Origin of the sequence: Chitinophaga sp. YR627, assembly GCF_900114995.1 — a bacterium.
Classification (GTDB): domain Bacteria; phylum Bacteroidota; class Bacteroidia; order Chitinophagales; family Chitinophagaceae; genus Chitinophaga.
In genome coordinates this window covers 1,345,792-1,358,359 of record NZ_FOUX01000002.1, presented here as the reverse complement: position 1 = coordinate 1,358,359, position 12,568 = coordinate 1,345,792, and the positions used below count along the sequence as shown (strand labels likewise).

Here is a 12,568-nt window from a genome sequence, read left to right as displayed (position 1 = left end):
TATAAAAAAATTCAATACTTAAAATTCTTAAAAACACTATACAATGGCAGACGTTAAAGCATTAGCCGAACAATTAGTAGGTTTAACTGTTAAGGAAGTTCAGGAACTCGCAGATTTTCTGAAAAGCGAGTATGGCATCGAACCAGCTGCTGCTGCAGTTGTAGTTTCTAATGATGGTGGTGGCGCAGCTGCTGCTGAAGAGAAAACTGCCTTCAACGTTATCCTGAAAAATGCAGGTGCTAGCAAACTGAACGTAGTTAAGATCGTTAAAGACCTGACTGGTCTTGGTCTGAAAGAAGCTAAGGAACTGGTAGACGGTGCTCCTAAGCCTCTGAAAGAAGGCGTTTCTAAAGCTGAAGCAGAAGATCTGAAAGCTAAGCTGACAGAAGCTGGTGCTGAAGTTGAAATTCAGTAGTCTTTGCTTAAAGATACCTCTTTATAAAGGTCAAAAGTGCTTCTGGCACTTTTGGCCTTCTTCCCTTTGGGAAAGTGTCTTTTTGGAGCGTCAATAAGAGGAAATCACCAGGACGGTGGAGTCTGACACAACAAGCGAAGACAGAAATTTTGAGGGTATTTGGCAAAGATGTCTTAATTTCCCCGATTCATGTTGTGATTTACTTCACAATATTATATAAGTTAATATAACTGCTAACTTCGAATATGTCTCTAAAAAAAGCCCAAGCAAACGAAAGAGTAAATTTTGGAAAGATCAAACAAGTTACTGAGACACCGGATCTGTTGGCTATCCAAATCCAATCTTTCAAGGATTTCTTCCAGTTAGAAACCACACCAGACAAACGTAACAATGAAGGCCTTTTTAAAGTATTCAAAGAAAACTTCCCGATTACAGATACCCGCAATATCTTCAATCTGGAGTTTCTCGATTACTTTGTAGACCCTCCGCGATATACGATCGAGGAATGTATTGAACGTGGGCTTACCTATTCTGTACCGCTGAAGGCTAAATTACGCCTGAGCTGTAACGATGAGGAACACGTTGACTTCCAGACGATTGTGCAGGATGTATTCCTCGGGAATATACCCTACATGACGCCTAGAGGTACATTCGTGATCAATGGCGCAGAGCGCGTGGTAGTATCACAGCTCCACCGTTCTCCTGGTGTATTCTTCGGACAATCCATACATCCAAACGGTACGAAAATCTACTCTGCAAGGGTGATTCCGTTCAAAGGGGCCTGGATGGAGTTTGCAACCGACATTAACAACGTAATGTATGCTTACATCGACCGTAAGAAGAAGTTCCCTGTAACTACCCTTCTGCGTGCGATCGGCTACGAGACAGATAAAGATATCCTCCAGCTCTTCGGAATGGCTGACGAGGTGAAAGCAGATAAGAAGAGCCTGGAAAAATACGCCGGTAAGAAGCTGGGTGCACGCGTACTCAGAAGCTGGGTGGAAGATTTCGTAGATGAAGATACCGGTGAGGTGGTGAGCATTGAACGTAATGAGATCATGCTCGAGCGTGATAGTATCCTCGATGAAGCGAATATCGAAACCATCGTGGATATGGGCGTGAAAAGCGTGTTCGTGCAGAAAGAAGAGGTGAGCGGCGACTTCTCAATTATCTACAATACTTTAAATAAAGATACATCTAACTCCGAACTGGAAGCCGTTCAGCACATCTACCGCCAATTGCGTGGTGCCGATGCGCCGGATGATGAAACAGCAAGGGGTATCATCGATAAATTGTTCTTCTCTGACAAACGTTATGACCTGGGTGATGTTGGCCGTTATAAGATCAACAGAAAACTCGGTCTGCCTACGCCGCTCAACATGAAAGTGTTGACCAAGGAAGACATCATCGCGATCATTAAATACCTGGTACAGCTCACCAACAGTAAAGCGGAGATCGATGATATCGATCACCTGAGTAACCGTAGGGTGCGTACCGTGGGCGAACAGTTATATGCGCAGTTTGGTGTTGGTCTGGCCCGTATGGCCCGTACCATCCGTGAGAGAATGAACGTTCGCGATAACGAGGTATTTACGCCGGTAGATCTGATCAATGCAAGAACACTTTCTTCTGTAATCAACTCCTTCTTCGGTACCAGCCAGCTGAGCCAGTTCCTGGATCAGACCAACCCGCTGTCTGAGATCACGCACAAGCGTCGTATCTCCGCCCTCGGTCCCGGCGGTCTTAGCCGTGAAAGAGCAGGTTTCGAGGTGCGTGACGTACACTATAGCCACTACGGCCGTCTCTGTACTATCGAAACACCGGAAGGTCCGAACATCGGTCTGATCTCTACACTTTGCGTACACGCGAAAGTAAATGACATGGGCTTTATCGAAACTCCTTACCGTAAGGTGAACGAGGGTAAAGTTGACATGGATAATGTACGCTTCCTGAGCGCTGAAGAAGAAGATTCCGTGAAGATCGCACAGGCAAACGCACCACTTGATGAAGAAGGTCACTTTGTAAATGATAAGGTGAAATCCCGTGAAACCGGTGACTTCCCTATCCTGGACAGAGAAGAAGTGGAATACATGGACGTTGCACCTAACCAGATCGTTGGTCTGAGTGCTTCCCTGATTCCGTTCCTCGAGCATGATGACGCCAACCGTGCGTTGATGGGATCGAACATGCAACGTCAGGCAGTACCATTGATCAACCCACAGGTGCCTATCGTAGGTACCGGTCTGGAAGGAAAGGCTGCACGCGACTCCCGTCTGCAGATCACTTCTGAAGGTAAAGGTGTGGTTGAGTTTGTGGATGCAAACGAAATTCATGTTCGTTACGAACGTGATGAAATGCAGAAACTGGTTTCCTTTGAGGATGACCTGAAAATATATCAGCTGACCAAATTCGTTAAAACCAACCAGAGCACCTGTATCAACCTGCGTCCTGCAGTGAAGAAAGGGCAGCAGCTCGTGTTTGGCGACTTCCTCACAGAAGGTTACGCTACACGTGGTGGTGAATTGGCACTGGGTCGTAACATGAAAGTGGCGTTCATGCCATGGAAAGGTTACAACTTCGAGGATGCGATCGTAATCTCTGAGCGTGTAGGACGTGAAGACCTCTTCACCTCTATCCACATCGATGAATACGAATTGGAAGTACGTGATACTAAACTGGGTGAAGAAGAACTGACACCAGATATTCCAAACGTAAGTGAGGAAGCAACCAAAGATCTGGATCAGAACGGTATCATCCGCGTTGGTGCACACATCAAAGAAGGTGACATCCTGATCGGTAAGATCACTCCTCGTGGTGAATCTGATCCTTCTCCTGAAGAAAAATTGCTTCGTGCGATCTTCGGTGACAAGGCTTCTGATGCGAAAGATGCTTCCCTGAAGGCACCTCCAAGCACAGAAGGTGTGGTGATCGACAAGAAATTGTTCAGCCGCGCTAAGAAAGATAAGAACTCCAAAACCCGTGAAAAAGCGGCACTGGAGAAACTGGAAAAAGTACACCAGAAGAATGAAGAAGACCTGCTGGAAGTACTCATGGGTAAATTGCTGACACTCCTGAAGGATAAAACTTCTCAGGGTATCACCAACACTTACGGTGAAGTACTGATCTCCAAAGGATCTAAATTCTCTTCCAAGAACCTGGCGAACATCGATTTCCAGAACGTGAATCCGCTCGGCTGGACTACCGATGAGGTAACCAACGATCAGATCAACACACTGTTGCACAACTACAACATCAAGTACAATGAAGAACTCGGACGTTACAAACGTGAGAAGTTCAACATCTCAATTGGTGATGAGTTACCAGCAGGCGTACTGAAACTGGCGAAGGTTTACCTGGCTAGCAAACGTAAGCTGAAAGTGGGTGATAAGATGGCGGGACGTCACGGTAACAAGGGTATCGTTGCCAAGATCGTTCGTGATGAGGACATGCCATTCCTGGAAGATGGTACACCGGTAGATATCGTACTGAACCCATTGGGCGTACCATCCCGTATGAACCTTGGTCAGATTTACGAAACTGTACTGGGTTGGGCTGGTCTGAAACTCGGTATAAGATTCGCGACACCTATCTTCGACGGTGCTACTACTGAAGAAATAGCTGGATATATTGACGAAGCTGGTTTACCAAGCTTTGGCCATACTTACCTGTATGATGGCGAAACCGGTGAGCGTTTCCACCAGAAAGCTACCGTGGGTGTTATCTACATGCTGAAACTGAGCCACATGGTTGATGACAAAATGCACGCCCGTTCTATCGGACCGTACAGTCTCATTACACAACAGCCGTTGGGTGGTAAGGCGCAGTTCGGTGGTCAGCGTTTTGGTGAGATGGAGGTGTGGGCACTGGAAGCATATGGAGCATCCAATATCCTGCAGGAACTGTTAACCATTAAGTCTGATGACATTGTAGGCCGTGCCAAAGCATATGAGTCTATCGTTAAAGGCGATAACATACCAAAAGCAGGCGTACCGGAGTCCTTCAATGTATTGATACATGAACTTCGCGGTCTGGGTCTGGATTTGAAATTTGATTAATATTTGTCCATAAGTGATGGTCCATAGTCCCTGGCAATCGCCTGGGACTATGGGCCTTAGGCTTTAGATAGTCAGACACGGTCCATGGACAAGTCTATGACCCGCGCACTGAATTACATGTGAATTTTCTTTAAACAACATACAATGGCCATCAAGAAAGAAAATCGTCCTAAATCAAACTTTAGCAGCATTACCATCAGTCTGGCTTCTCCGGATTCAATCCTGGAGCGCTCATACGGGGAAGTGCTGAAGCCGGAAACCATCAACTACCGTACTTACAAGCCGGAGCGTGATGGTTTATTCTGTGAAAGGATCTTCGGCCCCGTAAAGGACTATGAGTGCTATTGCGGAAAATACAAACGTATCCGTTATAAGGGTATCGTGTGCGACCGTTGCGGTGTGGAGGTAACTGAGAAAAAAGTACGTCGCGAAAGAATGGGTCACATCCGTCTGGTTGTGCCTGTTGTTCACATCTGGTACTTCAAATCATTGCCAAATAAGATCGGTTACCTGCTGGGTATGAGTTCTAAAAAACTCGAAACCATCGTTTACTACGAAAGGTACGTGATCATACAGGCAGGCGCTAAGCAGGAGAAAGGCCTGAACTATGGCGATCTGTTAACTGAAGAAGAATATCTTGATATACTGGATACCCTGCCGAAAGACAACCAGCTGTTGCCTGACGAGGATCCAAACAAGTTCATCGCTAAAATGGGTGCTGAAGCGGTAGAAATGATGCTGGCCAGAATCGATCTGGATAGCCTTTCTTACCAGCTGCGTAACCAGGCGGCAACTGAAACCAGCCAGCAACGTAAAGCGGAAGCGCTGAAACGTCTGAGCGTGGTGGAAGCTTTCCGTGAAGCAAATGGTCGTGTTGAAAACCGTCCTGAATGGATGGTAATGCAATACATCCCTGTAGTACCACCAGAACTGCGTCCGTTAGTTCCATTGGACGGTGGCCGTTTCGCGTCTTCTGACCTGAACGACCTGTACCGCAGGGTGATCATCCGTAACAACCGTCTGAAACGTCTGATCGAGATCAAGGCGCCAGAGGTGATCTTACGTAACGAAAAACGTATGCTGCAGGAAGCAGTTGACTCCCTCTTCGATAACTCCCGTAAATCAAATGCGGTGAAGGCAGAAGGTGGTCGTGCACTGAAATCCCTGTCTGACGTACTGAAAGGTAAACAAGGTCGTTTCCGTCAGAACCTGTTAGGTAAACGTGTGGACTACTCCGGTCGTTCCGTTATCGTCGTAGGTCCTGAACTGAAACTGCATGAGTGTGGTCTGCCGAAAGATATGGCTGCTGAACTGTTTAAACCGTTCATCATCCGTAAGCTGATCGAAAGAGGTATCGTGAAAACGGTGAAATCAGCGAAAAAGCTGGTTGACAGAAAGGAAGCAGTAGTTTGGGATATCCTGGAAAACGTACTGAAAGGACACCCGGTAATGCTTAACCGTGCTCCGACCCTCCACCGTCTGTCTATTCAGGCATTCCAGCCTAAACTGGTGGAAGGTAAAGCGATCCAGCTCCACCCACTGGTGTGTTCTGCGTTCAACGCCGACTTTGACGGTGACCAGATGGCTGTGCACGTACCGCTGAGCAATGCTGCGATACTGGAAGCACAGTTGCTGATGCTGTCTTCACATAACATTCTTAACCCGCAGAATGGTACGCCAATCACCCTGCCTTCACAGGACATGGTCTTGGGTCTGTACTACATCACTAAAGGCAAGAAATCTACTCCTACTGAAAAAGTAGAAGGTGAAGGTAAAGCCTTCTATTCTGCGGAAGAAGTAATCATCGCTTACAACGAGCAGAGAGTAAATCTGCATGCGAACATCCGCGTAAAAGCAAATGTTCGTAACGAAAAGGATGAACTGGAGAATAAACTGATCGAAACAACCGTAGGTCGTGTGATCTTTAACCAGCACGTTCCAAAAGAAGCTGGTTATGTGAACGCACTGCTGACAAAGAAATCACTGCGTGAAATCATCGGTGACATCATCAAGTACACTGATATCCCTAAAACTGCGAAGTTCCTGGATGATATCAAACAGCTTGGTTTCCGTACTGCATTCCGTGGTGGTCTGTCCTTCAACATCAATGACCTGATCATCCCAGAGGTGAAACAGCACATGATCGATGGTGCTGCCAGCGAAGTTGACGAAGTATGGGATAACTATAACATGGGTCTGATCACGAATAACGAACGTTATAACCAGATCATCGATATCTGGTCTCGTGTGGATACCAAAGTAACAGAAACGCTGATCCGTGAACTGGCAAATGACAAACAGGGCTTCAACTCTGTATACATGATGCTTGACTCCGGTGCGCGTGGTTCCAAACAGCAGATTAAACAGCTGGCTGGTTTGAGAGGTCTGATGGCTAAACCGCGTAAGAGTGGATCTACCGGTTCAGAGATCATCGAAAACCCGATCCTGTCCAACTTTAAAGATGGTCTGAACGTATTGGAATACTTCATCTCTACGCACGGTGCCCGTAAGGGTCTTGCGGATACGGCACTGAAAACGGCGGATGCAGGTTACCTGACCCGTCGTCTGGTGGACGTTGCACAGGATGTTGTAATCAATGAAGAAGATTGTGGTACCCTGCGTGGTATTGCGACTTCCGCACTGAAAGATAATGAAGAGGTGGTTGAGCCACTGTATGACCGTATCCTCGGCCGTACTTCACTGCACGACGTATTCGATCCTCATACAGAGGAGCTGATCGTTGAAGCAGGTGCTCAGATCACTGAAGATATCGCTCACCGTATCGAAGACAGCGCGATCGATACCGTTGAAATCCGTTCCGTACTGACCTGCGAAAGCCGCAGAGGTGTGTGCGTGAAATGTTACGGTAAAAACCTCGCTACGGGTTATATTACCCAGCGTGGTGATGCAGTTGGTATCATCGCAGCACAGTCCATCGGTGAACCTGGTACTCAGTTGACCCTCCGTACCTTCCACGTGGGTGGTGTGGCTGGTTCTACATCTGTTGAAACCGGCTTACAGGCTAAATTCGATGGTACAGTGCAGTTCGACGGTCTGCGTACCACTACATACGAAAACAACGAAGGTGAAAAAGTGCAGGTGGTAATTGGCCGTACCGGTGAATTACGTATCGTGGACGTGAAAAATGACAGATTACTGATCACAAACAACATTCCTTACGGTTCTACACTGCTGGTGAAAGACGGACAGAAAGTTGCAAAAGGTGACACCATCTGTACATGGGATCCATACAACGCCGTTATCGTATCCGAAATCGCAGGTGCGATCCGTTTTGACGCTATCATTGAAGGTATCACCTTCCGTGAAGAGGCTGACGAACAGACCGGTCACCGTGAGAAAGTGGTTATCGAAACCAAAGACAAGAACAAGATCCCGTCTATCTATGTAGATGGTAATAAAGAGGTGAAATCTTACAACTTACCAGTAGGTTCCCACATCGTTATCGAAGAAGGTGAAGCGGTGAGAGCAGGTCAGGTAATCGTGAAGATCCCACGTATCCTCGGTAAACTGAGAGATATCACGGGTGGTCTGCCACGTGTAACTGAGCTGTTTGAAGCACGTAACCCAAGCAACCCCGCTATCGTATCTGAGATCGATGGTGTGGTAGCATTCGGTAACATCAAACGTGGTAACCGTGAGATCATCATCGAAAGCCGTGAAGGTCACATCAAGAAATACCTGGTGCCATTGACACGTCACATCCTGGTGCAGGACGGTGACTTCGTGAAAGCAGGTACTGCACTGTCTGATGGTTCTATCACTCCGGCTGACATCCTGTCCATCAAAGGACCGTTTGCAGTACAGGAATACCTGGTAAATGAGATCCAGGAGGTATACCGCTTACAGGGTGTGAAGATCAACGACAAGCACATCGAGGTAATCGTACGTCAGATGATGCGTAAAGTGAACATCGAGGATCCGGGCGATACCCGCTTCCTGGAAGGTGACACTACCGATAAATTCGAATTCTTTGAGGAAAACGATCATATCTTCGATAAGAAGGTAGTTACCGAAGCTGGTGACTCCGGCTCTCTTAAAGCTGGTCAGATCGTTACCCTGCGTCAGGTAAGGGAAGAAAACTCCCTGCTGCGCCGCGCAGATAAAAAACTGGTGGAATTCCGCGATGCGAAACCGGCTACCTCCAGCCCGCTGTTACAGGGTATCACGAAAGCGTCCCTGGGTACTCACAGCTGGATCTCTGCCGCATCCTTCCAGGAAACAACCAAAGTACTGTCTTCTGCTGCCATCAACGGTAAGATCGATGACATGCTTGGCCTGAAAGAGAATGTGATCACCGGTCACCTGATCCCTGCAGGTACTGGTCTGCGTGAGTTCGAAAACATGATCGTAGGTTCGAAAGAAGAATACGACATCCTGGCCTCTTCTAAAGAAGTGTTCCAGTTTGACGAAGAAGAATAGAACAGATACACTCATGTATAAAAAAAATGTCCCGGCATCACGTCGGGACATTTTTTTTACGTGTAACTTTCGGCCAATTAAAATCACCGGATGATTATTATGAAGCACTGGCGTTATTGTTTATTGTTAATACTCGTCACCGCAGGTATTTTCGCCTGTAATAAGAATAGTGATGAATCGATACCTGTTACCAGTTCCAACATCAATGTATTTCAGGCAGTGCCAGGTAAACTGTTTGACGTACTGATCGATACTATGACAATGACCACGGATCTGGCCTATGGAGAGAGCTCTGGTTATCATGCCTTTGAGGCAAAACGCTATAATCTGCTGATACGCCTGGCGGGTCAACCTAATTCGCCTTATGTAAGTGGTCAGATCAGTCTCCGCAACGGGCATTATTACTCCGTATTCCTGTCACTTGATAATAGCAATAACCCACAGGCCCTTCTGGTAGAAGACGCGCTGGGAGGTACCCGTGCCGGTTTGGGCAGAATGCGTTATATCAACCTGAGCGATTCCTATATCAATCGCTCCAGCAGACTGACAATAGATATCAAGACCTTTACAACTTCAGATACCAGGCAGGATACAGCCCGCTATTTCCGCCGTCTCAGCTATCTGGCGGCGACTGATTTCGTGGATGTACCTATCGGACCACACTCCCTGGTGGTAACTTACCCGGACTCTACGCTCTCGCTCAATGGGAATGGACAGGCTTTCCAGGTAGATGAACGGAAAGAATACACCTTTATCGGCTATGGGAATGCATTGAAGGCAGATTCGTTTAAAATCGCCACATTTATACATTAGTTTGTCTGATAATCACGGCTGTAGCAAAATTCATATGTGAAAGTGTTGTTAAGATAGAGAGGGACTAAGTATAATCATCTAAAAACCTTATTTTAGCCGTTCAAAATTTAAAACGTATTCAAGGATTCAAAATCCACTCAACAACATGCGCACTACTAAACAATTTGTGAAAAGCGGATTATTAGCGGTATTAACAGCCGGAACATTTATTGCTTGTCAGCAGACTAAAAATGAGGGTACCGGTAGCCCGGCGGCTGCTGCAAAAGATGGCGGTGCTGCTTCTAATAGCGGCTTTATCATTGCTTATGTGGATATCGATACCGTTGAAGCTCACTACGACTATTTTAAAGTAAAGAAAGCAGAACTCGAGAAGAAACAACAGGCGATCGATAATGAATTAAATGCTAACGCACGCGCATTACAGAACGAGGCCGCTGATTTCCAGCGTCGTGTAAATGCTAACTCCGTAACACAGGCAGAAGGCGAAGCAACACAGCGTGCTTTGTACGGCAAACAACAGCAACTGGAAGGTAAAGCACAGAACATGCGTTCTGAGTATGCTGAACAGGAGAATAAGTTCAACGAAGAGCTGCAGAAGAGACTGAATGACTTCCTGGCTAAATACAACGCTGATAAACGTTATGCCTATATCCTGTCTTACCGTACAGGCGCCAGCAACGTTTTATACAAGGATGATAAGTATGACATTACTACTGAAGTAATTAAGGGCCTAAATGATGCCAGCAAAGAAGCATCTGAGAAAAAATAATAGTTGCTATAGCAAAAACATTAGAAAATAATATATCTTGGAATCCCGTCTCATAAACTGAGGCGGGATTTTTTGTAATCCTCGATGTATGGACAACCAAAACACAGCTTTTCGTCCCAGTCTTAGTCTGCTGGACGCAACCATGATCGTTGCCGGTTCTATGATAGGTTCTGGCGTTTTCCTCGTATCTGCGGAAATCACACGTAATGTGGGCTCTGCCGGCTGGCTAACCCTTATGTGGGTACTGGGCGGTATCGTTACCATTATCGCAGCTGTAAGCTACGGAGAGTTGTCTGGTATGTACCCTAAAGCAGGAGGGCAGTATGTCTACCTGCGCGAGGCTTATAATCCCCTGGTCGCATTTCTGTTTGGCTGGACACAGTTCAGCGTCATCCAGACCGGTACGATCGCTGCTGTGGCGGTCGCCTTTGCGAAGTTCTCTTCTTATATAATTCCCGCATTCAGTGAAGAGAATTATCTGCTGGACCTTGGTTTCCTGAAGATTTCCGCTGCACAGATCGTGGCCATCATATCTATTATACTCCTAACGTGGATCAATACACGTGGTATAAAAAATGGAAAGATCATTCAGACAGTTTTTACACTGGCAAAACTCTTATCGCTCTTCGGACTGATCATTTTCGGATTTCTGCTGGGAGCTAAACAGGAGATCTGGAATGCTAACTGGACCAACGCCTGGCAGGCTGTAAGCCTTACGCAGGACGGCGGACAGGTAACAACCACATTACTGTCAGGACTGGCATTGTGTGGTGCTGTAGCCATCTCAATGAAGGGATCGCTGTTCAGTAGTGACGCCTGGAATAACATCACATTTATCGCGGCAGAAATTAAAAATCCACAGAAAAATATTGGGAGAGCACTCTTCCTTGGTACATTACTGGTAACGATCGTATATGTTAGCGCGAACCTGATGTATCTGGCAGTAGTGCCTATGCATGACATCGCTTTCGCTGCCAAAGACCGCGTCGCAGTAGTTGCTGCACAGCAGATCTTTGGTAACAGCGGCGCATACGTGATTGCTGTGATGATCATGGTATCTACTTTCGGCTGTAACAATGGACTGATCCTGGCAGGCGCACGTATCTATTACACAATGGCGCAGGATGGACTGTTCTTTAAGAAATCAGGCGATTTAAATGAGTATAATGTACCGGCAAATGGTTTGTGGATACAATGTCTGTGGGCTTCGTTGCTTTGTCTGACAGGTAAATACAATGATTTGCTGGCAATGGTAATATTTGGCGTACTTATATTTTATGTTATCACAATTGCTGGTATATTTGTGTTACGTAATAAGCGTCCGGATATTCCGCGTCCTTATAAGGCATTTGGTTATCCTGTATTACCTATGATCTATATTGTAGTAGCTTCTGCACTGGCGTTATTACTGCTGATGTTTGAAAGTAGCTACGCTTTGTTAGGTTTATTGATCATTGTTATTGGTTTCCCGTTGTATTATCTGGCCATGAAGACACAAAAAACCGCGTAGTAGACAACGAAAGACTAGAATGGACAAAAAATAGTCCGTTCTTACACAAAAGTTGTATGTAAAATGGTTGAAAATTTATCTTACTGCTGTGGAACTTTCAGTGAATTGATGTAATTTGCAGGAAGACTTCCGAATTAGAGGATTGATTTGTGTGTAACCCTTGACGCAACGACACGTATGAATAGAAAACCCTTTGTCAACTAAGAGCACTGCTTTACCACAGGAAGCAGTGAAAAATGGGGAGGGAACCTATCATATTAACACTACAATTGGAAGCCCGTTTAGCATAGGAGTAGTTAGGAAGAATATAAGTTCAGACATCCGGATAAGGGCATGTAAGAATGATTGTTCGTCAACATTGTTTGAAGATAGGTATCGCGTACAGAAAAACGAAGGTTAACATTAGAAGACTATATGCCGACAAACGACATCAAAAAAGACATTCATCATAAATAATTATAAGGCAATTATTTCTCATTAGGTGAGGTGAAGAAGATTTGAAGAAATCTTTCAACCCTGTAATGACCATTAAAAGCCTACACGATTTGCATTCTCGAACATTCACA

The 12,568-nt window shown here is 45.9% G+C and carries 6 protein-coding genes; all 6 read left to right on the top strand.

All coding sequences use genetic code 11. The annotated features are described in order from the left end of the window. The first annotated feature begins 43 nt into the window (after positions 1-43). The 6 genes from rplL to BMZ72_RS13920 all read left to right on the top strand — a co-directional run bounded on the left by rplL (position 44) and on the right by BMZ72_RS13920 (position 12,002). On the top strand, positions 44-415 hold the full coding sequence (rplL, locus tag BMZ72_RS13945) for a 50S ribosomal protein L7/L12 (RefSeq protein WP_089809280.1): 372 nt from the start codon (positions 44-46) through the stop codon (positions 413-415). A 245-nt stretch (positions 416-660) separates the two neighbouring features. Then, positions 661-4,470, top strand: a complete 3,810-nt coding sequence (gene rpoB / locus BMZ72_RS13940) for a DNA-directed RNA polymerase subunit beta (protein WP_089809278.1) — start codon at positions 661-663, stop codon at positions 4,468-4,470. Between the two features lie 144 nt (positions 4,471-4,614). After that, the gene (gene rpoC / locus BMZ72_RS13935) at positions 4,615-8,910 is read left to right on the top strand and encodes a DNA-directed RNA polymerase subunit beta' (protein WP_089809276.1); all 4,296 of its coding nucleotides are present in this window, start codon (positions 4,615-4,617) and stop codon (positions 8,908-8,910) included. 99 nt (positions 8,911-9,009) lie between these two features. Beyond that, the gene (locus BMZ72_RS13930; protein ID WP_177222786.1) at positions 9,010-9,723 is read left to right on the top strand and encodes a DUF4397 domain-containing protein; all 714 of its coding nucleotides are present in this window, start codon (positions 9,010-9,012) and stop codon (positions 9,721-9,723) included. A gap of 145 nt (positions 9,724-9,868) precedes the next feature. After that, positions 9,869-10,492 (top strand): OmpH/Skp family outer membrane protein, encoded by a 624-nt coding sequence (locus BMZ72_RS13925; RefSeq protein WP_089809270.1) that lies wholly within the window; start codon positions 9,869-9,871, stop codon positions 10,490-10,492. 88 nt (positions 10,493-10,580) lie between these two features. After that, on the top strand, positions 10,581-12,002 hold the full coding sequence (locus tag BMZ72_RS13920) for an APC family permease (RefSeq protein WP_089809268.1): 1,422 nt from the start codon (positions 10,581-10,583) through the stop codon (positions 12,000-12,002). Positions 12,003-12,568: the final 566 nt, after the last annotated feature.

Coding starts and splice junctions, on each gene's coding strand:
- rplL (WP_089809280.1), top strand. CDS start 44: ATGGCAGACGTTAAAGCATTAGCCGAACAATTAGTAGGTTTAACTGTT.
- rpoB (WP_089809278.1), top strand. CDS start 661: ATGTCTCTAAAAAAAGCCCAAGCAAACGAAAGAGTAAATTTTGGAAAG.
- rpoC (WP_089809276.1), top strand. CDS start 4,615: ATGGCCATCAAGAAAGAAAATCGTCCTAAATCAAACTTTAGCAGCATT.
- BMZ72_RS13930 (WP_177222786.1), top strand. CDS start 9,010: ATGAAGCACTGGCGTTATTGTTTATTGTTAATACTCGTCACCGCAGGT.
- BMZ72_RS13925 (WP_089809270.1), top strand. CDS start 9,869: ATGCGCACTACTAAACAATTTGTGAAAAGCGGATTATTAGCGGTATTA.
- BMZ72_RS13920 (WP_089809268.1), top strand. CDS start 10,581: ATGGACAACCAAAACACAGCTTTTCGTCCCAGTCTTAGTCTGCTGGAC.